Origin of the sequence: Nonomuraea sp. MG754425 (assembly GCF_021699195.1) — a bacterium.
GTDB lineage: Bacteria > Actinomycetota > Actinomycetes > Streptosporangiales > Streptosporangiaceae > Nonomuraea.
In genome coordinates, this window is the sequence record NZ_SSXE01000038.1 from 34,932 (window position 1) to 56,344 (window position 21,413).

The 21,413-nt window shown below is 72.6% G+C and carries 23 protein-coding genes; 8 read left to right on the top strand and 15 right to left on the bottom strand.

Annotated features, from left to right (window positions below; genetic code table 11):
• Positions 1-32: 32 nt before the first annotated feature.
• Entirely contained in the window at positions 33-1,385 is a 1,353-nt protein-coding gene (locus tag FAF44_RS15935; protein WP_237103937.1) for a dipeptidase, read from the bottom strand.
• Positions 1,386-1,638: 253 nt separating this feature from the next.
• Between FAF44_RS15935 and FAF44_RS15940 the strand changes: the two genes are divergently transcribed.
• Both FAF44_RS15940 and ald read left to right on the top strand, forming a co-directional pair.
• On the top strand, positions 1,639-3,021 hold the full coding sequence (locus FAF44_RS15940) for an aspartate aminotransferase family protein (protein ID WP_237103938.1): 1,383 nt from the start codon (positions 1,639-1,641) through the stop codon (positions 3,019-3,021).
• A gap of 52 nt (positions 3,022-3,073) precedes the next feature.
• Entirely contained in the window at positions 3,074-4,183 is a 1,110-nt protein-coding gene (gene ald / locus FAF44_RS15945; protein ID WP_237103939.1) for an alanine dehydrogenase, read from the top strand.
• 38 nt (positions 4,184-4,221) lie between these two features.
• Here ald and FAF44_RS15950 read toward each other — a convergent pair whose 3' ends face one another.
• The 7 genes from FAF44_RS15950 to FAF44_RS15980 form a co-directional block, all read right to left on the bottom strand.
• Positions 4,222-5,607 (bottom strand): tetratricopeptide repeat protein, encoded by a 1,386-nt coding sequence (locus tag FAF44_RS15950; RefSeq protein ID WP_237103940.1) that lies wholly within the window; start codon positions 5,605-5,607, stop codon positions 4,222-4,224.
• A 53-nt stretch (positions 5,608-5,660) separates the two neighbouring features.
• A complete protein-coding gene (locus FAF44_RS15955) occupies positions 5,661-6,512 on the bottom strand; it encodes a sulfite exporter TauE/SafE family protein (protein ID WP_237103941.1) in 852 nt (283 codons plus the stop codon).
• Between the two features lie 32 nt (positions 6,513-6,544).
• Positions 6,545-6,745: a hypothetical protein gene (locus tag FAF44_RS15960; RefSeq protein ID WP_237103942.1), complete on the bottom strand. Its 201-nt coding sequence runs from the start codon at positions 6,743-6,745 to the stop codon at positions 6,545-6,547.
• A gap of 92 nt (positions 6,746-6,837) precedes the next feature.
• Positions 6,838-7,131, bottom strand: a complete 294-nt coding sequence (locus tag FAF44_RS15965; RefSeq protein ID WP_237103943.1) for an SHOCT domain-containing protein — start codon at positions 7,129-7,131, stop codon at positions 6,838-6,840.
• A 95-nt stretch (positions 7,132-7,226) separates the two neighbouring features.
• Complete coding sequence (locus FAF44_RS15970) at positions 7,227-8,012, bottom strand: class I SAM-dependent methyltransferase (protein WP_237103944.1); 786 nt, start codon at positions 8,010-8,012, stop codon at positions 7,227-7,229.
• A 46-nt stretch (positions 8,013-8,058) separates the two neighbouring features.
• Positions 8,059-8,529 (bottom strand): Clp protease N-terminal domain-containing protein, encoded by a 471-nt coding sequence (locus FAF44_RS15975; protein ID WP_237103945.1) that lies wholly within the window; start codon positions 8,527-8,529, stop codon positions 8,059-8,061.
• A complete protein-coding gene (locus FAF44_RS15980) occupies positions 8,526-8,681 on the bottom strand; it encodes a helix-turn-helix domain-containing protein (RefSeq protein ID WP_237103959.1) in 156 nt (51 codons plus the stop codon). Before FAF44_RS15980 ends, FAF44_RS15975 begins: the two co-directional genes overlap by 4 nt.
• Before the next feature lie 99 nt (positions 8,682-8,780).
• On the opposite strand from FAF44_RS15980, the gene FAF44_RS15985 reads away from it, so the two are divergent.
• Positions 8,781-10,247, top strand: a complete 1,467-nt coding sequence (locus tag FAF44_RS15985) for an FAD-dependent monooxygenase (protein WP_237103946.1) — start codon at positions 8,781-8,783, stop codon at positions 10,245-10,247.
• On the opposite strand, the gene FAF44_RS15990 is transcribed toward FAF44_RS15985, so the two are convergent.
• Both FAF44_RS15990 and FAF44_RS15995 read right to left on the bottom strand, forming a co-directional pair.
• Positions 10,228-10,875: a response regulator transcription factor gene (locus FAF44_RS15990; RefSeq protein WP_237103947.1), complete on the bottom strand. Its 648-nt coding sequence runs from the start codon at positions 10,873-10,875 to the stop codon at positions 10,228-10,230. The two genes, FAF44_RS15985 and FAF44_RS15990, sit on opposite strands and share 20 nt — an antisense overlap.
• The gene (locus tag FAF44_RS15995) at positions 10,872-11,978 is read right to left on the bottom strand and encodes a sensor histidine kinase (protein WP_237103948.1); all 1,107 of its coding nucleotides are present in this window, start codon (positions 11,976-11,978) and stop codon (positions 10,872-10,874) included. The genes FAF44_RS15990 and FAF44_RS15995 overlap by 4 nt, the downstream gene beginning before the upstream one ends.
• Positions 11,979-12,072: 94 nt before the next feature.
• Between FAF44_RS15995 and FAF44_RS16000 the strand changes: the two genes are divergently transcribed.
• Positions 12,073-13,833 (top strand): gamma-glutamyltransferase family protein, encoded by a 1,761-nt coding sequence (locus FAF44_RS16000; protein WP_237103949.1) that lies wholly within the window; start codon positions 12,073-12,075, stop codon positions 13,831-13,833.
• Here the strand turns inward: FAF44_RS16000 and FAF44_RS16005 are convergent.
• A complete protein-coding gene (locus FAF44_RS16005) occupies positions 13,823-15,277 on the bottom strand; it encodes an NAD(P)/FAD-dependent oxidoreductase (protein WP_237103950.1) in 1,455 nt (484 codons plus the stop codon). The two genes, FAF44_RS16000 and FAF44_RS16005, sit on opposite strands and share 11 nt — an antisense overlap.
• A gap of 127 nt (positions 15,278-15,404) precedes the next feature.
• A complete protein-coding gene (locus tag FAF44_RS16010) occupies positions 15,405-15,578 on the bottom strand; it encodes a hypothetical protein (RefSeq protein ID WP_237103951.1) in 174 nt (57 codons plus the stop codon).
• 105 nt (positions 15,579-15,683) lie between these two features.
• Here FAF44_RS16010 and FAF44_RS16015 point away from each other — a divergent pair, with 105 nt between their 5' ends.
• Entirely contained in the window at positions 15,684-16,469 is a 786-nt protein-coding gene (locus FAF44_RS16015; protein WP_237103952.1) for an SURF1 family protein, read from the top strand.
• A 2-nt stretch (positions 16,470-16,471) separates the two neighbouring features.
• A complete protein-coding gene (locus tag FAF44_RS16020; RefSeq protein ID WP_237103953.1) occupies positions 16,472-16,783 on the top strand; it encodes a DUF3817 domain-containing protein in 312 nt (103 codons plus the stop codon).
• A 21-nt stretch (positions 16,784-16,804) separates the two neighbouring features.
• Here the strand turns inward: FAF44_RS16020 and FAF44_RS16025 are convergent, their stop codons facing one another.
• The 3 genes from FAF44_RS16025 to FAF44_RS16035 all read right to left on the bottom strand — a co-directional run bounded on the left by FAF44_RS16025 (position 16,805) and on the right by FAF44_RS16035 (position 19,064).
• Entirely contained in the window at positions 16,805-16,996 is a 192-nt protein-coding gene (locus FAF44_RS16025; protein WP_237103954.1) for a hypothetical protein, read from the bottom strand.
• Positions 16,997-17,119: 123 nt separating this feature from the next.
• On the bottom strand, positions 17,120-18,187 hold the full coding sequence (locus FAF44_RS16030) for a protein kinase (protein WP_237103955.1): 1,068 nt from the start codon (positions 18,185-18,187) through the stop codon (positions 17,120-17,122).
• 22 nt (positions 18,188-18,209) lie between these two features.
• Positions 18,210-19,064, bottom strand: coding sequence for an arylamine N-acetyltransferase (locus tag FAF44_RS16035; RefSeq protein ID WP_237103956.1), 855 nt, complete (start codon positions 19,062-19,064; stop codon positions 18,210-18,212).
• A gap of 72 nt (positions 19,065-19,136) precedes the next feature.
• Between FAF44_RS16035 and FAF44_RS16040 the strand changes: the two genes are divergently transcribed.
• Together FAF44_RS16040 and FAF44_RS54675 are read left to right on the top strand one after the other, a co-directional pair.
• The gene (locus tag FAF44_RS16040; RefSeq protein WP_237103957.1) at positions 19,137-19,820 is read left to right on the top strand and encodes a response regulator transcription factor; all 684 of its coding nucleotides are present in this window, start codon (positions 19,137-19,139) and stop codon (positions 19,818-19,820) included.
• The coding region (locus FAF44_RS54675; protein WP_272894581.1) for a cell wall metabolism sensor histidine kinase WalK at positions 19,817-21,413 on the top strand (1,597 nt) is incomplete at its 3' end. The genes FAF44_RS16040 and FAF44_RS54675, both read left to right, overlap by 4 nt.

The following is a 21,413-nucleotide window of genomic DNA, read 5'->3' on the forward strand; positions in this document are numbered from 1 at the left end:
GCCCGGTGGGCGCGGGCGGGCTCCGCGGTGGGTTACCGCCCGGTCGAAGGTGAGCTGAGTTCCTGGAGGAAGAGGGCCTCCGTGGTGGCGACCCTGCGGAGTTCCTCCAGGTCCACGCGCTCGTTCGGCGCGTGGATGGACGCCTCCTCGTCCTCGGCTCCGAAGAGCAGGATCTCGGCCGCGGGGAACTGCCGCAGCAGGGTGCTCACCAGCGGGATCGAGCCGCCGGCCCCGACGTCGCGGGGCGGACGGCCGAAGGCGCGCTCCATGGCCCGGTTGAGGGCGGCGCGGGCGGTGCCGCCGGAATCGGCTTGGTAGCCGGCGCCGACCGTGAAGTCGCCGAACGACACCTGCACGCCCCACGGCGCCACCTGGCGCAGGAACTCCACGACCGCGTTGACCGTCGTCTTCGGGTCGCCCGCCGGGGGGACGCGGACGGTCACGCGGGCGCGGGCGGCGGGCTGGACGGCGTTGACCGCACCGGAGACCGTGGGCACGTCGAGCCCGGTGACCGTGATGGCGTACGACGACCAGAGCCGGTCGGCGAGGGAGCCGGAGCCGACGAGGGACACGCCGTCGAGCACCCCGGCCGTGCGCCGGAACTCCTCCTCCGACGTCCCCTGCCCGAGGAAGGAGCCGCGCGGCAGCCCGGGGACGCGGACGTCGCCGTTGTCGTCGTGCAGCGAGGTGAGCATGCGCATGAGGGCGGCCAGCGCGTCGGGGGCGGCCCCGCCGAAGGAGCCGCTGTGCAGGGCCTCCTTCAGGGTGCGCACCTCGACGGTGAAGGCGGCCATGCCGCGCAGCGACGTGGTGACGGCCGGGTCGCCCACGCGCGGGTTGCCGGTGTCGGCCACCACGATGGCGTCGGCGCGCAGCAGGTCGGGGTTGCGCTCGACGAACGACTCCATCCGGTCCCCGGCGTACTCCTCCTGGCCCTCGACGATGACCTTGATGCCCACCGGGAAGCGGCCCTGGAAGGCGCGCAGGGCGGCCACGTGCGAGATGACGCCGGACTTGTCGTCGGCGCAGCCGCGCCCGTACAGGCGTCCGTCGATGAGGGTGGGCTCGAACGGCGGCGTGCGCCAGGCGGCCAGGTCGCCGGCCGGCTGTACGTCGTAGTGCGCGTACAGGAGCACCGTGGGCATGCCGGGAGGTGCGGGGGCCTCGCCGAAGACGGCCGGGAAGCTGCCCTCGACGGCGACCTGCCGCACGTGTGGCAGGCCGGTGGAGCGCAGCAGTTCCTCGGTCAGCGCGGCGGCGGCGAACACGGGCTCTTCCGGGTGCCCGGGGAAGGCCACGGACGGGATGGTGGCGAGCCGCTTGAGCTCCTCGATGGCCTGTGGCATCGCGGCGGAGACGGCGCTCTCGATCTGATCTGGAGTCACGGAGGGTCCCCCGGGGGTCGATCTTGGCATTTCACATCAGTTCATCTCATTGGATCACAACCGGCTCTGCGCTGCGGAGACGACGCGGCAGGGCGGTCCGGACCCGCCGTTAATCTACCTGCGGATTTCGTTGTTGTTACATACCGGTTCGACGGATACCGATTTTCTTGCATATTGCTACGACCGATTCGCTTGGCAAATCCGCTGGTGAACCTGCACACTGTGGCTAGTTCAGACACGAGGGAAGATAACCATGACGCAGCCCGAACACGACGTCCTGAAGGCCGCGCAGGACAACCTGTGGTTGCACTTCACCAGGCACAGCGCCTACCAGCAGTCCGAGATCCCGACCATCGTGCGCGGCGAGGGATCGTACGTCTACGACATCCACGGCAAGCGCTACCTCGACGGTCTGGCGGGGCTGTTCGTGGTCCAGGTGGGCCACGGGCGGCACGAACTGGCCGAGGCCGCCGCCAAGCAGGCCCAGGAGCTGGCGTTCTTCCCGCTGTGGTCCTACGCCCACCCCAAGGCCGCCGAACTGGCCCAGCGCCTGGCCGCCCACACACCCGGCGAGCTGAACCGCATCTTCTTCACCACCGGCGGCGGTGAGGCGGTCGAGACCGCCTGGAAGCTGGCCAAGCAGTACTACAAGCTCATCGGCAAGCCGCTCAAGCACAAGGTCATCAGTCGCCAGATCGCCTACCACGGCACCCCGCAGGGCGCGCTGTCGATCACCGGCATCCCGGCGTTCAAGCAGATGTTCGAGCCGCTGGTGCCGGGCTCGATCCGGGTGCCGAACACCAACCACTACCGCGCCGACGAGATCACCGGCGTCCCGGGCATGACGCCCGAGCAGTACGGCATCTGGGCGGCCGAGCGGGTGGCCCGCGCCATCGAGATGGAGGGCCCCGACACCGTGGCCGCCGTCTTCGCCGAGCCCGTCCAGAACGCGGGCGGCTGTTTCCCGCCGCCCCCCGGCTACTTCCAGCGCCTGCGCGAGATCTGCGACGAGTACGACGTCCTGCTCGTCTCCGACGAGGTCATCTGCGCCTTCGGCCGCCTGGGCACGATGTTCGGCGGCCAGAAGTTCGACTACGTCCCCGACATCATCACCTGTGCCAAGGGCATGACCAGCGGTTACTCCCCGATCGGTGCCATGATCGCGCACGAGCGGCTGTTCGAGCCGTTCAAGGGGGGCGACACCATGTTCGCCCACGGCTACACGTTCGGCGGGCACCCCGTCTCCGCCGCGGTGGCGCTGGCCAACCTCGACATCTTCGAGCGCGAGGACCTCCTCGGCCACGTCACGGCGAACGAGCCGCGCTTCCGTCAGACCCTCGACGACCTGCGCGACCTGCCCATCGTCGGCGACGTGCGGGGCTCCGGCTACTTCTGGGGCATCGAACTGGTCAAGGACAAGACCACCAAGGAGACGTTCAACGCCGACGAGTCGGAGCGGCTGCTGCGCGGGTTCCTGTCGAAGGCGCTGTACGAGGCGGGGCTGTACTGCCGCGCCGACGACCGCGGCGACCCCGTCATCCAGCTCGCCCCACCGCTGATCGCCGGGCAGAAGGAGTTCGACGAGATCGGAGAGATCCTCCGCGGCGTGCTCGCCGAAGCCTGGGCTCAGCTCTGACACCCCTCAATCCGGCACGACGGAGTGCCGGTTCCCGAAAGGATCCACCGCCATGAAGATCGGCGTCCCGGCCGAGGTCAAGAACCACGAATACCGCGTCGCCGCCACTCCGGCAGGCGTCCACGAACTGGTGCGCAACGGGCACGACGTCACCGTGCAGCGGGGCGCGGGCCTGGGCTCGCAGATCACGGACGAGGAGTACCTCGCGGCCGGCGCGAAGATCATCGACAGCGCCGACGCCGTCTGGGGCCAGGCGGACATGGTGCTCAAGGTCAAGGAGCCCATCGCCGAGGAGTACCACCGGCTGCGCGAGGGCCTGGTGCTGTTCACCTACCTGCACCTGGCCGCCTCCCGCGATTGCACCGACGCGCTGCTCGCGGCCAGGACCACGGCCGTCGCGTACGAGACGGTGCAGGTGGGCAAGGCGCTGCCGCTGCTCGCCCCCATGTCCGAGGTGGCCGGCCGGCTGGCGCCGCAGGTGGGCGCGTACAACCTGATGCGCTTCAACGGCGGGCGGGGCATCCTGCCGGGCGGCGTGCCGGGCGTGGCCCCGGCCAAGGTGGTGGTGATCGGCGGCGGCGTGTCCGGGCTGAACGCCGCGCAGATCGCCGTCGGCATGGGCGCCGAGGTCACCGTCCTCGACACCGACATCGACCGGCTGCGCTTCATCGACGCCGTCTACCAGGGCCGGCTCAGGACGCTGGTGTCCACCTCGTACGCGATCGAGCAGGAGGTCCTGCGGGCCGACCTGGTCATCGGCGCGGTGCTGATCCCCGGGGCCAAGGCCCCGACGCTGGTCTCCAACGACCTGGTCGCGCGCATGAAGCCGGGCTCCGTGCTCGTCGACATCGCCATCGACCAGGGCGGCTGCTTCGAGGACTCGCGGCCGACCACGCACGCCGACCCGACGTACAAGGTGCACGAGTCGGTCTTCTACTGCGTGGCCAACATGCCGGGCTCCGTGGCCAACACCTCCACCTACGCCCTGACCAACGCGACCCTCCCGTACGCGGTCAAGCTGGCGAAGCTGGGCTGGCGGGACGCGGTCAGGTCCGACTCCGCCCTGGCGGGCGGGCTCAACACGCACGCGGGGCTGCTCACGAACGAGCCGGTCGCGCAGGCGCTCGACCTGGCGTACACGGCGGTCGCCGAGGTGGTCTGACCCGCGCTCACGGGGGCGCGGTCCCGGCCGCGCCCCCGTCACCGGATGCCGAGCCGTCGCCGCAGGTGGCGGGCGGTGCCCAGGACGTGCTGCAGCTCGCCTGGGCTGGGCCACGGCGCCCCGCCCGGACGTACCAGCGTGCCCCGCACCGACGCCAGGTGCTCGATCGCGCTCATGTGCACCCCGCTGCGCGCCACCAGCCACGCCACCACGTCGGAGTGGTCGTGCAGCGGCCTGGTCACCAGATCCCAGGTGCCCAGCACCTCGGCCAGGTCCGACACCTCCAGCGCGATGCCGCCCCCGCGCCCGGTGGCCGCCGCGGCCAGTTCGGCGCGGGCGGTCAGCTCAGGCTCGGCGGGCCGGCCCCATGAGGGCGGCGGCGGATCGGTCAGCCACACCTGCGCCTCCCCGTGCTCCCCGGCCACCGACAGCAGCCCGCCCAGCTCGACGGCGGCCCCGTGGTGCCCGGCCCGCGCCGCCTGACGGAACCAGTGCTGCCCGCCCGCCAGGTCCCCGAACTCCGCGATGAGCAGCAGCCCGTAGTCGAAGGCCGACTCGGCGTCGCCGCCGGCCGCCGCCCGTCCGAACCAGTGGCTGGCCGAGGCGGTGTCGCCCAGTTCGATGCAGACGAACCCGGCCATCCGCTGGTCGTAGGCCCGTCCGGTGTTCGCGGCCTGCTCGAACCAGGCCCGCGCGGCGCGCAGGTCGCCCCTCGACAGCGCGATGCCGCCGAGCCGGGAGGCGGCGCCGGGGTGCTCGCTCTTGGCGGCCAGCCGGTAGTACGCCTCCGCGCCCTCGGGGTCGCGGCTGGCGTGCAGGAACAGGCCCAGGCAGTGGGCGGAGTCGGCGTGGCCGCCCCGGGCCGCGCACTCCCACCAGCGCACGGTCTCGGTGTCGTCACCCGCGCAGTACGCCAGGAAGCCCAGGTCGTGGGCGGAGGCCGCGTCGCCGCCCTCGGCCGCCCGGCGGTGCCACTCGCGGGCCCGGCCCAGTTCGCCCGTGTCCTCGCACATCAGCGCCAGCCGGCGGGCGGCGGTCCTGGACCCGGCCGTGGCCGCGCTCTCGAACCAGACCCTGGCCGCGCGGGCGTCGCCGCGCTGCTCCAGCAGCAGCAGGGCCAGGTTGGTGGCGGCCTCGGCGTCGCCGGTGCTGGCGGCGGCCTCGTACCAGGTGACGGCGTCCTCCAGGCTGCCGTGTTTCTCGTGCCAGATGCCCAGGTTGTAGGCGCTGTCCACGCTGCCGCCCGCGGCGGCCCGCTCCCACCAGTGCCGGGCGGCCACGCGGTCGCCGTGCTGCGCGCAGAGCTTGCCGAGCCGGTGCGCGGCCTGCGCGTCGCCCGCCTGCGCCGCGGCCAGCAGCTCGGGCTCGTCTCCCACCCGCGGCGCCGGTACGGACGGCATCGCCGCCATTCCTTGCCAGGACATGGCGACAGACTGGCACGTGATCGCTCGATCGCGAACCGTAATCGCCGAAGCCTCTAGGAGAAGTGGATGAATCCCGTGTACATGCCCATGCCGCAGACGTAACGCATTGTCCCGGCCGGTTGCGGCGGCAGCCGTACGGTGGCGGGCAGGGCGACGTCGCGCCCGCCGATCGAGACGGTGCCGGTGCAGCCCCGGTCCACGAGCTCGAAGACCACCTCGACGGGCACCCCGGCGCGTAACGACACCATGGCGGGCCGGTAGCCCTCGCGCGTGGCCCACACGGTGACCGAGGTCGCCCCGGGGTCGGCCGACGCGGGCGCGGCGGGGGCGGCGAGCCAGCCGCCCAGGTTGACGCCGGCCGCGGCGGTCCAGAGGCCGGCGCCGACGGCCACGACGCCCGCCCACCGGGCCAGCCGGGTGCGGGAGACGCGCCGCAGCACGTACCCGAGCAGCGCGAACGCCGGCGCGGTGCCGGCGACGAAGCCCGCCATGGCCGCCGCCCCGGCCAGCGGCGAGCCGCTGGAGACGGCGATCATCTCGACCCCGAGCGTCACGCCGCACGGCACCAGGACGGTGGCCGCGCCGAGCAGCGGGGCCCTGAACCGGGACGGGGGCGGCGGCTCCGGCGCGGCGCAGCCCGTCCGGCGCATGAGCCGGATCGCGAAGCCGATGACCGTGACGCCGGCCGCCACGAGCAGCACCGCCCTGGCCTGGGGTGGCAGGCTGACGGCCGAGCCGAGCAGCCCGAGCAGCGCCCCCACGGCGGTGTACGCGGCCAGCCGCCCCGCCAGGAACCAGGCCACCAGGGCCGGGCCGCGCCCGCCGCGGCCGTCGGCGAGGCCCATCAGCAGCCCGCCCTGCGCCGCCGTGCACGTGGCGGTCCCGGCGACCAGCCCGGCGGCCACCCCGCCGGCCAGCAGGGCGAGCGCCTGCGTGCTCAGGGGAGGATGGCCAGGTTGTCGAGGGCGCCGCTCTTGGCGGCAGCCACGATGGAGCCGAACTGGGCGCGGCTCATCTCCACGCGCTGCCCGAAGTCGTCGGTGATGACCACCCTGCGTGCCTCGGGCGCTCTCTCGTCGAGGAACAGTTCGGGACAACCGCAACCGGACTGGCCGCAGAACCTGGCGATGGACCGCATTGTCGTTCCCACTCCTCTGTCGGGCCGGTACTCGCAACGTAACGCGGGCCCTTGGCTGCGGCCAGTGACAGTTGTGGCACTAATCGCGATGTTTAGGATGAACCGCCACGAAGAACGGACATCTTCTCGAAGTACTCGTCGTCCGTCAGCTCGCCCCGAGCGTAGCGTTCGGCGAGGATGCGCTCGGCGGAGGCCGTCGGCGCGGCGGCCGCGGGCGCGGGCCCCGCCGGGGCGGGCGTCCGGCGTGGACCCCACCAGCCCTTGCGCCAGCCGGTCACGGCCAGCGTGATGAGGCCGGCCCAGAGCAGGGCCCAGATGATCGGGAAGATCGGCGAGAAGCCGCCGGCGGCGCCCCAGTGCGGTCCCGCCGTGATCAGAGCGTTCATGTCTCCTCCTTGACGTCGTGCCTCCAGGGTCCGCCGGAGGAGCGCGCGGCGAATCGCACGGCGGTCTCGGCTCGCGCTGCGCCAGGAGGAGTGCTTCAGGCGGGCCGGTCGTACGACGGCTGGGGTAGGCGCCCGGGTTTGCGCGCCTCGATCAGGAACCGGGCCGAGTGCGCCACGAACGGCCCCTCGGACTCGATGAGCTCGTGCAACGAGCGCAACCTGGCCGTGTGGCGCTCCACGGAGAACCCGGGCACGATCCAGATCACCTTCCGCAGGAAGTAGACGACCGCCCCGATGTCGCGGAACTCCATCCGCAGCCGCTCGGACCGCAGATCGACGACCTCCAGCCCGGCGGCCCCGGCCTCGGCGGCGGCCTGCGCGGGGTCGCGGTGCCCGCCCTCGTGCGGCCCGAGGAAGTACTCGCTCAGCTCGGTCACGCTCCACGGCCCGACCTGCTGGGAGAAGTACGCCCCGCCGGGCGCGAGCACGCGGGCGATCTCCGCCCACCACGTCGCCACGGGATGGCGGCTGGAGACCAGGTCGAAGACGCCGTCGGCGAACGGCAGGCGCGGCTGCTCGTCGTCGGCCACCACCCGGGCGCCGCGCGGGTGCAGCCGGGAGGCGGCGAGCCGCAGGTTGGGCGGCCACGACTCGGTGGCCACGGTGACCGGGGGCAGCGCCGGCAGCCCGGCCAGGAGTTCGCCGCCGCCGGTCTGGACGTCGAGCGCGGCCCGCGCCCGTGCCATGCGCTCACCGAGGAGCCGGGAGTACCCCCAGGAGGGCCGCTCCTCGGTGGCCCGGCCGTCGAGCCAGGAGAAGTCCCAGCCGTCGACGGAGACGGTGCCGGCCTCGCGTACCAGATCGTCGTACGTGCGCCCCATCCGTCGAGCCTGTCAGCGACCGGGCCCGGCGATCAACCGGATTTCCTCACGCGAGGCGTGCCCGCACGGCCGCCCGGTCGATCCCGAGCTGGTCGATGAGCTGCGCGACCGGGTCGGGGCGGCGCTGCGCCAGCAGGTTGAGCGCCAGGTGGCCGGGTGCCTGCGCGTCTCTCGTCTTGGTCGTGGTGGCCTTGATGGCGTTGTTGAGCGCGGCGCGGGCGCTGGAGGTGAGCGCGGTGCCGGGGACGCGCGGATGCTTGCGCGGTGTCTTGGGCACGTCGCCGACCTCCAGGCCGAGCATGCGCAGTGCGGCCCGGTCGAGCTCGTCGAGGCCCGCACGGGCGGCGGCCAGGTCGACACCCAGCGCCTGGGCGGACGGGCCGTGGTGCAGGAGGCCGAGCAGCAGGTGCTCGGTCCCGAGCCGCCGGTCGCCGCGCAGCCTGGCCTCCTCGAACGCGGCCTTGATGATCACCGATACCGGGCTCTTCTGCTTGCCGAACATCGTCAGCCCCCTCATTTCCCGTACTTGGCGTGCACCGACTGCCGGGACATGCCGAGCGCGTCGCCGATCTGCTCCCATGTCCAGCCCTGCTCCCTGGCCAGTGCCACGGACTCCGCCTCGACCTGCTCGGCCAGCCGGTGCAGCGCGCCGACCGCGCGCAGGCCCATGGCCGGGTCGTTGGCCCTGATCCGCTCGCTCAGCTCTGTGATGTCCACCCTGTCAGGCTAGGTTGACAAGGCCGATTTTGTCAATCTAGCCTGACAGGCATGGAAGAAGTCGTGATCGTAGGAGGCGGCCCCGTCGGGCTGATGCTCGCGTGCGAGCTGAGCCTGGGCGGCGTACGCCCCGTCGTGCTGGAGAAGCGGACAGAGCCGAGCACACTGCCCAAGGCCAACGGGCTGGTCGGGCAGATCGTCGAACTGCTGGACCACCGGGGGCTGCTGGAGCGCTTCAGCGCCGGCAGCCCGTTCTCGGGGCGGGCGCCCGGTTTCCCGTTCGCGGGCGTGCCGCTGAGCTTCGAGGGGATCGACGGCCCGGTGCCGCGCCTGCTGCTCGTCCAGCAGCCCCGGCTGGAGCAACTGCTGGCCGAGCGGGCGGGCGAGCTCGGCGTCGAGATCAGGCGCGGGCGCGAGGTGCGCTCGCTCACCCAGGACGCGGACGGAGTGACGCTCGACCTCGGGGACGAGCGGATCCGCGCCAGGTACGCGGTCGGCTGCGACGGCGCGCACAGCCTCGTACGCGAGCAGGCCGGCATCGCCTTCCCCGGCAGCACCGACGCGGAAGGGCTGGTGATCGGCCACTTCAGGACCACGGCCGGGGTCTTCGACTCCCTTGAGGCGGACGGCCTCCAGCCGGGCTGGACCCGCACCCCGCACGGCCGCGTGCTGCTCACCTCGCTCCAGGACGGCGTGCTCATCGCCGGCGTCCGGGAACCGGCCGTGCTGCCCGACGGCACCATCACCCCGGACGACTTCCGCGCGGCGCTACGCCGCGTGCTGGGCCGGGACCTGCCGCTCGGCGAGCCGATCTGGCTGTCGAGCACGCGCGCCCAGGCCCGGCTGGCCGACCGGTACCGCGCCGGGCGGGTGTTCGTCGCGGGCGACGCCGCCCACCTGTTCCCCGCCGGCGGTTCGGCGCTCAACACCGGGATGACGGACGCGGTCAACCTGGCCTGGAAGCTGGCCGCCGTGCTGCGGGAGCGGGTGCCGGAGGCGCTGCTCGACACCTACGAGTCCGAACGCCGGCCGATCGGCGAGCGCACGCTCATGCAGGCCCGCGCGCAGGCCGCGATCGACCGCGTGGAGGAGGAGGACGGCCTGGCGCTGCGCGAACTGCTCGGCGAGGTGTTCGCCTTCGCCGAGCCGGCCCGGCACCTGGCCGGGCTGCTGCGCGACGCCGGCCTCCCGTACGGCTCGCCCGAGCACCCGCTGACCGGCCGCTTCGTGCCCGACCTGGACGGCCTGGAGCTCGCGGACGGCGGCCGGGTGGCGGAGCTGCTGCGTGCCGGCCGTCCGGTGCTGCTCGACCTGGGCGGCGGCGCGGAACCGCCGGAGCCGGACGGGGGCCGGCCGGACGGGGGCTGGATCGACGTGGTCCGCGCCCGCTGCGACCACCCGCCCGCCGACACGCTGCTGATCCGCCCCGACGGCTACGTGGCCTGGGCGGGCACGGACGGGCTCGCCGGGGCGGCGCAGGAGTGGTTCGGCGCGTCCGTCACAACCAGCCCGGCTTGACCAGCCCCGACTCGTAGGCGATGACGACGAGCTGAGCCCGGTCGCGGGCGTGCAGCTTCATCATGGCCCGGCTGACGTGCGTCTTCGCCGTCGCCGGGGACATGAACAGCTTGGCCGCGATCTCGTCGTTCGTCATGCCGGTGCCGACCAGGGCGAGCACCTCGCGCTCGCGGTCGGTGAGCTGGTCGAGGCCGTCGGCGGTGACGGGCTCCTTGGCGCGGGAGGCGTACTCGGCGATGAGCCGGCGCGTCACGCTGGGCGACAGCAGTGCCTCCCCCGCCGCCACCACCCGCACCGCCTGGATCAGCTCGGCCGGCTCGGTGTCCTTGACCAGGAAGCCGCTGGCCCCGCCGCGCAGCGCCTCGAAGACGTACTCGTCCAGCTCGAACGTCGTCAGGATGATGATGTGCGGCCCCGGCGGCATCTGGCGGGTGGCGGTCAGCCCGTCGGTGCCCGGCATGCGGATGTCCATGAGCACGACGTCGGGGTGGTGCCGGCCCGCCAGCCGGACCGCCTCCGCGCCGTCGGACGCCTCGGCCACCACGGTCATGTCCGGCTGGGCGTCGAGCAGCGCCTTGAAGCCCGCGCGGACCAGCGCCTGGTCGTCGGCCAGCAGAACCTTGATCATGACGTCTCCTCGGGTAGTGGCAGCCGGGCCTCGACCTCGAAACCGGCGCCGGACGGGCCGGCGACCAGCGTGCCGCCAAGCGCGGAGGCCCGCTCGCGCATGCCGGGGATGCCGTTGCCGCTGCCCGACTCGGACAGCGCGCCAGGGGTGGCGGAGCCGGTGTCGGCGACGCGCACGGTCAGCTCGCTCTCGCCGTACTCCAGGCGGACGTTCACCTCGGCCCCCGGCGCGTGCCTGGCGGCGTTCGTGAGCGACTCCTGCACGATCCGGTACGCCGCCCGCTCCACCTGTGAGGGCAGCGGCCGGGAGCCGACGCGCCTGACCGACACCTGCTGCCCCGAGCGCTCGATCAGCTCGTCGAGCCGGTCGAGCCCGGCCGTGGGGGAGCGGGGCGCGCCCTCGCGCAGGACGTTCAGCACCGAGCGCATCTCGCCGAGCACCTCCTTGGAGGCCGTCTTGATCGTGGCCAGCGCGGTACGGGCCTGCTCGGGGTTGGCGTCGATGAGGTGCAGGGCGGTGCTGGCCTGCACGTGGATGAGCGAGATGTTGTGCGCCAGCACGTCGTGCAGTTCCTGCGCCATGGTCAGCCGCTCCTCGCTGGCCTGCCGCCTGGCCTCCTCCTCGGCGGTGCGCTCGCGCTCGGCCCGGCGCTCCCTGACGGTCCGGACCAGTTCGGCCACGACCATGAGCAGCATGATGGAGGTCAGGATCCACACGCTGTGGAACAGGTCGGTGTTGCCGACCATCCAGGCGTAGCTCAGGAACGACAGCAGCGTCATCGCGGCCATCACCCAGGCCATCAGCCTCCTGCCGCGCAGCACCAGCAGCACCAGCAGCACGGCCGGGCTGATGAAGCTGGGGCCGTAGGCGTACCCGCCGATGAGGAACAGGTCGCAGGCGGCCAGCGCGGCGGCGGTGCTGAGCAGCGGGAAGCGGCGGTGCAGCAGCACCGCGAGGGGCCCCACCAGCAGCAACGCGTACGCGTAGGGGTCGAGCGGCTCCCTGAGCAGCCGCTGCCCCCAGGACGCGCCCCTGCCGATCACCATCTGGGCGACCGCGACGATCAGGGCGAGGTAGGGGTCGAAACCAAGTTTCCCGCGCACGCCACCCACGCTAGAGGACCCCTCTGACCAGCGCATCATCCCAGCGTGTGAGGGGGCCCTACCGCGACGGGCGTACCTGGTCCATCGTGTACCCATGCGCCGTGTGATCGTTTCCGCAGCAGCAGTCCTTGTCTCCCTCGTGCCCGCGCCCGCCGCGCTCGCACACGACCAGCACCCCCAGCACCACCCCCAACAGCCAGGACAGCAGAAAGTCCCCGTCGCAGAGGGGTACGGTGGCGCCGTCGCCACCGTGGACCTCGACGCCAGCAAGGCCGCCGTCTCCGTGCTCAGGAAGGGCGGCAACGCCGTGGACGCGGCCGTCGCCGCCGGCGCGGTGCTGGGCGTCACGGAGCCGTACTCGGCGGGCCTGGCCGGCGGCGGCTTCATGGTCTACTACGACGCCAGGCAGCGTAAGGTGTTCACGATCGACGGCCGCGAGACCGCGCCCCAGGCCATGACGGCCACCTCGCTGGAGGGCATCCCGTTCGAGGAGGGCGTCACGAGCGGCCTGTCGGCCGGCATCCCCGGCACGGTCGCGAACTGGGACCTGGCCCTGCGCCGGTTCGGCACGCTCTCGCTCAAGCAGGCGCTCCAGCCGGCGATCGAGGTGGCCGCCAAGGGCTTCGTCGTGGACCAGACCTTCTACGACCAGACCGCCTCCAACACCGCCCGCTTCAAGGACATCGCCTCCACCGCCAAGCTCTACCTCCCGAACGGCGCGCCGCCGCCCGTCGGCTCCGTGTTCAAGAACCCCGAGCTCGCCGCCACCTACCGCGAGCTGGGCAGACGCGGCCCCGACTGGCTGTACGGCGGCCAGCTCGGCAAGGAGGTCGTGGCCACCGTCAAGAGCCCGCCGGTCACCCCCGGCAGCACCCGCAACGTCCGTCCCGGCCTGATGGAGCTGTCCGACCTGCGGGCCTACCGCGCGATCCTGCGCGAGCCCACCAAGGTCTCCTACAAGGGCATGGACGTGTACGGCATGGCCCCGCCCTCCTCGGGCGGCTCGACCGTGGGCGAGGCGCTCAACATCCTGGAGGCGCTGCCCAAGGCCGGTTTGCACGAGTACCTGGAGGCGTCCAGGCTGGCCTTCGCCGACCGCGGCAAGTACGTCGGCGACCTGCCCGGCGTGCCGCTCAAGGAGCTGCTGTCCGACGGCTTCGCCAAGGAGCGGGCCTGCCTGATCGGCGACACGGTGATGGCCCACCCGGCCGCGCCGGGCGAGCCCGACGGCTCGTACGAGACCTGCGCCCGGCCCACCGGCAGCTCCACCCCGGTCGCCCAGGAGGGTCCCGAGACCACGCACATGGTCGTGGCCGACCGCTGGGGCAACGTGCTGGCCTACAACCTGACCATCGAGTCCACCGGCGGCAACGGCATCGTGGTGCCGGGCAGGGGCGTGCTGCTCAACAACGAGCTGACCGACTTCACCTTCGGCCCGGCCCCCGGCGACCCGAACCTGCCGGGCCCCGGCAAGCGCCCGCGCTCGTCGATGGCGCCGACGCTGGTGTTCGACGGCGGCAAGCCGGTGCTGGCGGCCGGTTCGCCCGGCGGCGCCACGATCATCACGACCGTGCTGCAGATCCTGCTCAACCGCTACGAGCTCGGCATGGGCCTGCCCGAGGCGCTGGCCGCGCCGCGCGCCTCGCAGCGCAACACCGCGCAGACGCAGGCCGAGCCGGCGTTCCTGGCCGCGCACCAGGCCGAGCTTGAGGCCAAGGGGCACGCCTTCGCGGCCACCCCGGAGATCGGCGCCGCCACGGCGCTGGAGTTCCTCGGCAGGGGACGGGTGCAGGCCGTGGCCGAGCCGACCCGCCGCGGCGGCGGCAGCGCGATGGTGGTCCTCCCTAGTAGATGAGCCGGTAGGCGCCGGGTTTCACCCTCTTCGTACGCGCCCAGTACTCGAAGGTGAAGCCCGGCCAGATCGTCCGGTTCACTCCGTGCTCGTCCAGATACCAGGAGTGGCAGCCGCCCGCGTTCCAGACCAGGGGGTCGAGGCGGGCGCGCAGCCGCTCGTTGAAGGCCCGCTGCGCCTGCGGCCGCACGTCCACGGCCCTGGCCTGGGTACGGGAGAGCAGGCGCAGGCACTCGATGACGTAGCGGACCTGCGACTCGATCATGAAGACGACCGAGTTGTGCCCGAGGCCGGTGTTGGGGCCGAGCAGGAAGAACAGGTTGGGGAAGCCGGAGGTCGTGATGCCGTAGTACGCCTCGACGCCGTCCCGCCAGGCGTCCTGGATCTTCAGGCCGTCGCGGCCGATGATGCGCTGTTCGGTGAGCGCGTCCACCACCTTGAAGCCGGTGCCGTAGACGATCGCGTCGGTCTCGTGCTCGTGGCCGGCGGCGTCGATGAGCGAGTGGGGGCGGATCTCGGTGATCCCGTCGGTGACGAGTGAGACGTTCTCCCTGGTCAGGGCCGGATAGTAGTCGCTGGAGACGAGGATGCGCTTGCAGCCGATGAGGTAGTCGGGGGTGAGCGCCCGGCGCAGTTCGGGGTCGGGGACCTGGGCGCGCAGGTGCCGGAGCGCGAGCCGCTCGTGGCCCTTCATCAGCCGCGGGTCCACCGCGAAGCCCAGCGCTCTGCTCTCCAGCGCCCAGTAGATGCCGGCGCGCAGGGCCCTGGCCGCGCCGGGCAGGCGCAGGAGCCGGCGGGCGGCGGGGGAGAAGGCGAAGTCCGGCTTGGGGTGCAGCCAGGGGGCGGTGCGCTGGAAGACGGTCACGTGGCGGGCGGTGCGGGCGAGCTGGGGGACGAACTGGACGGCCGAGGCGCCGGTGCCGACGACGGCCACGCGCTTGCCGGTGAGGTCGGCCGAGTGGTCCCATGCGGCGGAGTGGAAGGCGGGGCCGGCGAACGACCCCCGCCCCGCAATTTCCGGAAATTTCGGGATGTGGAGGGCTCCGACGGCGGAGACGACCGCCTTCGGGCGCAGGGTGTCGCCGTCCTCCGTGGTGACCGTCCAGCAGCGGGCGGCGTCGTCGTACTCCATCGAGACGACGCGCTTGCCGTACCGGATGTGCGGGAGGACGCCGTGGTCGGCGGCACAGGCGCGCAGGTAGTTCTGGATCTCCTCCTGCGGCGCGAACATCCGCGACCAGTCCGGGTTCAGCTCGAACGAGTACGAGTACATGTGCGACGGCACGTCGCACGCGCAGCCGGGATAGGTGTTGTCCCGCCAGGTGCCGCCCAGTTCGGCGGCCTTCTCCAGGATGACGAAGTCGTGGTGACCGGCCTGCTTGAGCCTGATGCCCATGCAGATCCCGGCGAATCCGGACCCGACGATCACGATCCCCGGCTCGTCCACTGGTCCCTCCCGCTTATTGGACTATTCGTCCAATGTAGTCAGCGCCGCTGCTCGGGTCCAGTGTGCCGCCGTCCGGGAACGACAAGAACCCGCCACGTCCCCGCGGCGGGTGAGACGGCCGGTCGTGCTACCGGAGCAGCAGGAAGGCGGCCACGCCGACGATCACGACGGCGACGACGACCGCGATGATGGGCACGAGGGGCGACTTCTTCGGCTTGGTCACAGCCTCCTGCTCCCGCGCCTTGGCGAACGCGCGGAAAGCCTGGGTGTTGCCCGCCGGGTCAATGTGCTGGTCAGCCATGGGCGGTAGCCTAGCGCGGGGGCCTGCGAGGTTTGCGCCTTTTGGTGGTATCCGTAGCGATGGGCTGATTAGGGGACCGCCCCACCCGCCGGATAGCTTTGAAGCATGCTCAGGACCCTGTTCTCACCGCGCCTGATGGGGCTGCACCTGCTCACGATCGGGGTCCTCGTCTCTTTCATCCTGCTCGGACGCTGGCAGCTCGGGGTCTTCCAGGACTCGGGAAAGCCGCTCGTCGCCACCGACCCCGAGCCCGTCGCGGTCGCCACGCTCGCCCGGACCGGTGTCCAGCTCACCGGCGACCTGGTGGGCCGCAAGGTCACCGCCGAAGGCGTCTACGAGGCCGACCGGCAGCTCCTCGTCGCCGACCGGCGGGCCGACGTCGACGCGCCGGGCGGCAACGTCTCGCGCGACCAGGGCTACTGGGTGCTCACGCCGATCAGGCTCGACGACGGCACGCTGATGCCGGTGGTGCGCGGCTGGGCGGCCAAGCCCGACGACCCCGCCGTGGCGGCCGTGCCGCAGGGCCGGGTCGCCGTGTCCGGGCGGCTGCGCCCGCAGCAGGGCACCGACAGCGTGCAGCGGCGCGCGGAGGGGCTGCCCGCCGGTCAGGTCCAGACGGTGTCCACGGGCGAGCTGGTCAACCTGTGGACCGGGCAGCAGGTGCGGGCCGGCTACGTCGTCGCGCAGCCGGTCTCGGGCACGTTGGCGCAGGTCAAGGTGGCTGCGCCGGTGGTCGGCGGCACGCTGACGTGGCGTAACCTGGCATATGCCGCCAACTGGTGGATCTTCGCTGGATTCGCCGTCTTCATGTGGTTCCACTTCGTCCGCGACGCCGTGCGAAGCGACCGGGACCGCGGCAAGTCGTCCCCTGAGATGGTTCTGGAAGGTTAACGGTGGAAACGGCTCTCAAGCCCTTCCGGGCACTCGCGTACGTGGTCGGGGTCATGCTGCTCGTGCTCTGCGTGGGCATGGTGCTGCGCTACGGCTTCGGCGAGCCGTCGCTGTCGCAGACGATCGCCCCCATCCACGGCGGGCTCTACATGATCTACCTGATCGCCGTCATGAACCTGGGCATGAAGGGCCGCTGGTCGTGGCCGTACATGGCGGGCATCATGCTCGGCGGCACGGTGCCGTTCCTGTCGTTCTACGTCGAGCGCAGGGTGACCCAGCGCGTGCGGACGGCGCTGGCCGCGGCGGAGGCCTGAGGCCCCCGCCGCCGGGGCGGGTCAGTTTCCGATGCCGCGCCTGCGCACCCTCTTCAGCCTCTCGCGCTGCGACGGGTCGAGCATCAGGTAACCGACCACCGGCGCGGCCACCACGCCGAGGACGACCAGCAGCGTGACCCAACCGGGCAAGAAGAACAGCGAGAACAGGACCGCGACACCCGCGCCGATGGCGTACTTCTGTACTGGAGACATCCTCAACTTCCTCCGAACGCGGAGCGCGCGCCCCGCCTCTCCCACATTCTGCGTCCCCTCTCCAACGAGTGGACCCACCGCTGAGGTTCCATACGCGATGTATCGCAATTGTTGTACGAGTCGTCACTCTCGTTCACCGGCGACCGCGAGCAACTCCCGGCGCAGCTCATCCAGGGTGGGACGGTCCAGCGGGTCGTCCGACAGCAGCCGCAGCAGCACCGGGGCCAGCACCCCCGCCTTGACCGGCGACACGCCGCGCGCCGGCCGCCGGCCCTCGGAGGCCAGGAAGAGGGTGGCCCCGAGCGACCACAGATCCGCCGCCCGCGTCGGCGCGCCCTCCGGAGCCGTGTAGGCCGGGAGCGTGCCCGACCTCGGCAGCGGCGTCAGCCGGGCCCGTCCCGAGTCGTCGATGAGCACGTTGCCCGGCTGCACCCCGCCGTGGAAGTCGTCCCGCTCCGCCAGCCGGTCGAGCACCGCCAGCCCGATCGCCGCCACCCGGGCGGGCGGCAGCGGGCCCGCCGCCGCGACCAGCGCGTCCAGCGGCCGGTCCACGGCCAGCCGGTCGAGCGTCTCGCCCACGACCTCCGGCGGCGGCGGTCCGGCCGGATGCAGCATCGCCCTGACCAGCGACCGGAACGGGTCGGCCCCCTCGGCCGGGACCTGCCCCGGCGGGCGGCCCTCCACCGCGAAGTGCAGCGTGGCCGCCAGCGACCACAGGTCGGCGGAGGGCAGCATGCTGAGGCTGGGGAAGCCGAAACCGGTGAGCACCGCCCGTCCGGTCGAGGTGAGCAGCACGTTGCCGGGATCCACCCGCCCGTGCACGATGCCGGTCCCGTGCGCCTCGGTCAGCGCCGACAGCAGGCAGACGCCGACCCTGGCCGCCTGCGGCACCGGCAGCGGGCCGCGCGAGCGTACGGTCTGCTCCAGCGACACCCCGGAGACGAACTCCATGACCAGCCACGGCACGCCGTACTCGATCAGCACGTCGAGCACCCCCACGACGCAGGGGTGCCGCAGCCCGCTCGCCCGGCGCGCCTCGAACAGGGCGGCGTCACGCAGTTCGGGAGGCACCCGCAGTTCCCTGACCGCGACGTCGCGGTGCTCGGCCTCGTCGAAGGCCAGACGCACGGAACCGGCGCCCAGGGGGTTCAGCAGCCGGTAGCGGCCGTTCAGCTTCCTGTTCTCGTCCATGCCTGAGGTCGTCACGCGCCCGTCACGCGGCCCCGCCCGCCAGCCAGCTCTCGTGGGCCTCCGACAGCCTGCGCCAGAGCTTGTCCTTCTCCCCGGCGCTCACGTCGTCGAGCGGCAGCAGGAAGACGTCCGCCAGCGCCGCGTAGTAGTCGCGCGCCGAACCCAGCGTGACCGAGTGCGCGTTGTTGCCCAGGCGGGTCAGGACCAGCCCGCGCAGGGTGTCCACCCCGTACGCGTCCCGCCGCTGCACCGTGGCCACCCGGACGAACCCCGACTCCGGGGACGTGGTCAGCCGCCGGTGCATCCCGGCGAACTCGGAGATGTCCGCCGGTTCCATGCCGAAGTCCATGCCCTCGAACGAACCGCTCGGATCGTGCTCGAACCGCCACCCGCCGGGCGCGACCTCCGACGGCCGTAGCCCGTACGTGAAAGGGCCCTGCCGGTACGTGCCCGCGACCAGCGGCAGCGGCTCGTGCAGCCCGTCGCCGAGCCCCAGGTCCACCAGCCACTCGCCGCCCGGGTTGGCCTCGGACGGCAGGCCGCGCACGGTCAGCACCAGGTGGTTGCCGGTGACGCCGGGCTGCTCGCCGCGGTTCTGCACGCCCCCTGCATGCCTGGTCACGTCGTAGCCGAGCGCCCCGGCCAGCTCGGAGAAGGCGCCGTTGAGGTGGTAGCAGTAGCCGCCCCGGCCCCCGATGATCCGCTCGGCGGACTCGACGGGATCGACGGTCGTCGGACGGCCGAGCCAGATCTCCAGCGCCTCGTACGCGACCTTCTCGACGTGTGCGGTGTGCAGCGCGCGCAGCGCCTCGGCACCGATGGGAGCGGACAGCCGTTCGGGCAGGCCGAGACGGCGGAGATATGCGGCGGTGTTCACCCGCCAAGTCTGCACGGTTTGTGCACCGATTTGGGAGTGTCGTCTGCACAGCGCGCTTCTAGGCTTTCGTCCGTGGCAGAGCAGCGACGCATTCTTGTGGTCGAGGACGACGTGACGATCGCCCTGGCCGTACGGAACCGGCTGGCGGCCGAGGGCTTCGACGTCAGGGTGGCGGGCGACGGGCACGACGCCCTCGTCCAGTACGGCAGCGCGGAACCGGACCTGGTGCTCCTCGACCGGCTGTTGCCCGGTCTCGACGGCCTGGAGGTGTGCCGCAGGATGCAGGCGGCCAGGCCGGTGCCCGTGCTCATGCTGACCGCGCTCGGCGAGGAGACGGACGTGCTCGTCGGGCTCGGCGTCGGGGCCGACGACTACCTCGCCAAGCCGTTCAGCATGCGCGAGCTGGTGGCCAGGATCCACGCGCTGCTGCGGCGGGTGGAACGGGCCGCCCAGCTCGCCGCCGAGGACACGGTGATCAGGGTGGGCGAGGTCGAGATCGACACCGCCGCCCGCCGCGTGTTCGTGCGCGGCGCCGAGGCGCAGCTCACCAGGACCGAGTTCGACCTGCTGCGCCGCCTGGCCGAGCGTCCCGGGCAGGTCTTCGAGCGCGACCGGCTGCTGTCGGACGTCTGGGGCTTCTCCGAGGCGGCGGCCACCAGGACCGTGGACAGCCACGTCCGCGCCTTACGCCGCAAGCTGGGCCCCGACGTCGTACGCACCGTGCACGGCGTCGGCTACGCCCTGGTGCGGCGATGAACCCCCTGGACTTCCTCGGCCGGATCAAGGTCAAGCTCGGCATCGTGATCGTGCTGGCCGTGGGGACCGCGTTCGTGGTGAACGAGGTCGGCCTCAACTCCGGCCTGTCCCGCGAGGTGCGCATCGCGGTGGCGGTGGTCCTGGCCCTGATCATGGTCCAGGTGCTGGCCATGGGCATGACCAAGCCGCTGCGCCAGATGGCCAGCGCCGCCCAGACCATCGCCAAGGGCAGCTACACCCTGCGCGTCGGAGCCACCTCGCGGGACGAGGTGGGGGAACTGGCCAGGGCGTTCAACGCGATGGCGGCCGATCTCGGCGAGGTGGACCGGCAGCGGCGCGAACTGGTCGCGAACGTCAGCCACGAGCTGCGCACCCCCATCACCGGCCTGCGGGCGGTCCTGGAGAACGTCGTGGACGGCGTCTCCGCGCCCGACCCCGTCACCATGCGCACCGCGCTCGCCCAGACCGAGCGGCTCGGCCGGCTCGTCGCCCAGCTCCTGGACCTGTCGCGGCTCGACTCCGGGGCGCGCCTGATCGAGGCGGAGGCCGTCGAGCTGGCGCCGCTGATCGAGCAGGCGGTGCTGGAGGCGTCGCTGTCCCGCGAGGACGTGACGATCCGGCCGTCCGTCCTGGACGACCTGGTCCTGCGCGCCGACCCCGACCTGCTGGCCCAGGTGCTGGCGAACCTCCTCGACAACGCGGTACGGCACAGCCCGGCCGGCGGGGTGGTCGCCCTGAGCGGTACGGCGGAGGGGGCCGGGGTCCGGATCACCGTCGCCGACCAGGGGGCCGGCATCCCGCCCTCGGCCCGGGGACGCGTGTTCGAGCGCTTCTCACGGCTGGATGCCGGGCGCGCGGCCGACTCCGGGGGCGCGGGGCTGGGGCTGGCCATCGTGAAGGAGATCGTCGAACTGCACGGGGGTTCCATTCGCATCGACGACTGCGCGGGGTGCCGCATGGTCGTCGAACTACCAGGGAGGACGACGATGGCCGACGTGTCGTTACCGGTTGAGCGCGCTTCGGGGGCTTCGGGAGCTCTGGGGGCTTCGGGGGCGGCCGGGCGGCCGGATCCCGTGGTCGCGGACCAGGAGCGGATCGAGGCCGCGGCCGGGAACGCTCCCGGCGCGGGCCCGCCGGGCGAGCCCGCCGGACTCGGTTCGGCCGGGGATGCCGCGGCGGGCGGTGGTGTGCCGGGCGGCGACGCGGGCAGCCCTCCACCTGGCGAGGACTCCCCGGCCGAACCGCCGGTGGCGATGCCGGGTGTGGCGCCGGTCGTGACCCCGGCGGGTGCGCCGGTGGCGATGCCGGGTGTGGTGCCGGTCGTGACGGCGGCGGGTGGGTCGGTGGTGATGCCGGGCGCGATGCCGGCCGCCGCATCGGCGGACCTGCCGGTCGCCAAGCGGGTGAGCACAGCGGCGAGTCAGGCGGTGGGTGGCGAGGTCGTGGGTGGCACGGCCACCGGGCCGCCCAGCGGGCCGATCACCGGACCGATCAGCGCCCCGCCCACCGGCGCGACCATCATCGGTGCGGGTGCGGGTGCGGGTGCGGGTGCGGGTGCGGGTGCGGGTGCGGGTGCGGGTGCGGGTGCGGGGG

What these genes read in the sequence shown, in the direction of transcription:
- FAF44_RS15980 (WP_237103959.1), bottom strand. Translation starts at nt 8,681, where the DNA reads ATGGGCCTGCGCGCGGTCGGCGCGCTGCACCGGCTGGCCGAGCAGGTC.
- FAF44_RS16010 (WP_237103951.1), bottom strand. Translation starts at nt 15,578, where the DNA reads ATGGCTGACCAGCACATTGACCCGGCGGGCAACACCCAGGCTTTCCGC.
- FAF44_RS15950 (WP_237103940.1), bottom strand. Translation starts at nt 5,607, where the DNA reads ATGTCCTGGCAAGGAATGGCGGCGATGCCGTCCGTACCGGCGCCGCGG.
- FAF44_RS15940 (WP_237103938.1), top strand. Translation starts at nt 1,639, where the DNA reads ATGACGCAGCCCGAACACGACGTCCTGAAGGCCGCGCAGGACAACCTG.
- FAF44_RS15985 (WP_237103946.1), top strand. Translation starts at nt 8,781, where the DNA reads ATGGAAGAAGTCGTGATCGTAGGAGGCGGCCCCGTCGGGCTGATGCTC.
- FAF44_RS15970 (WP_237103944.1), bottom strand. Translation starts at nt 8,012, where the DNA reads ATGGGGCGCACGTACGACGATCTGGTACGCGAGGCCGGCACCGTCTCC.
- FAF44_RS15990 (WP_237103947.1), bottom strand. Translation starts at nt 10,875, where the DNA reads ATGATCAAGGTTCTGCTGGCCGACGACCAGGCGCTGGTCCGCGCGGGC.
- FAF44_RS15975 (WP_237103945.1), bottom strand. Translation starts at nt 8,529, where the DNA reads ATGAGGGGGCTGACGATGTTCGGCAAGCAGAAGAGCCCGGTATCGGTG.
- ald (WP_237103939.1), top strand. Translation starts at nt 3,074, where the DNA reads ATGAAGATCGGCGTCCCGGCCGAGGTCAAGAACCACGAATACCGCGTC.
- FAF44_RS16025 (WP_237103954.1), bottom strand. Translation starts at nt 16,996, where the DNA reads ATGTCTCCAGTACAGAAGTACGCCATCGGCGCGGGTGTCGCGGTCCTG.
- FAF44_RS15965 (WP_237103943.1), bottom strand. Translation starts at nt 7,131, where the DNA reads ATGAACGCTCTGATCACGGCGGGACCGCACTGGGGCGCCGCCGGCGGC.
- FAF44_RS15960 (WP_237103942.1), bottom strand. Translation starts at nt 6,745, where the DNA reads ATGCGGTCCATCGCCAGGTTCTGCGGCCAGTCCGGTTGCGGTTGTCCC.
- FAF44_RS16015 (WP_237103952.1), top strand. Translation starts at nt 15,684, where the DNA reads ATGCTCAGGACCCTGTTCTCACCGCGCCTGATGGGGCTGCACCTGCTC.
- FAF44_RS16000 (WP_237103949.1), top strand. Translation starts at nt 12,073, where the DNA reads ATGCGCCGTGTGATCGTTTCCGCAGCAGCAGTCCTTGTCTCCCTCGTG.
- FAF44_RS16030 (WP_237103955.1), bottom strand. Translation starts at nt 18,187, where the DNA reads ATGGACGAGAACAGGAAGCTGAACGGCCGCTACCGGCTGCTGAACCCC.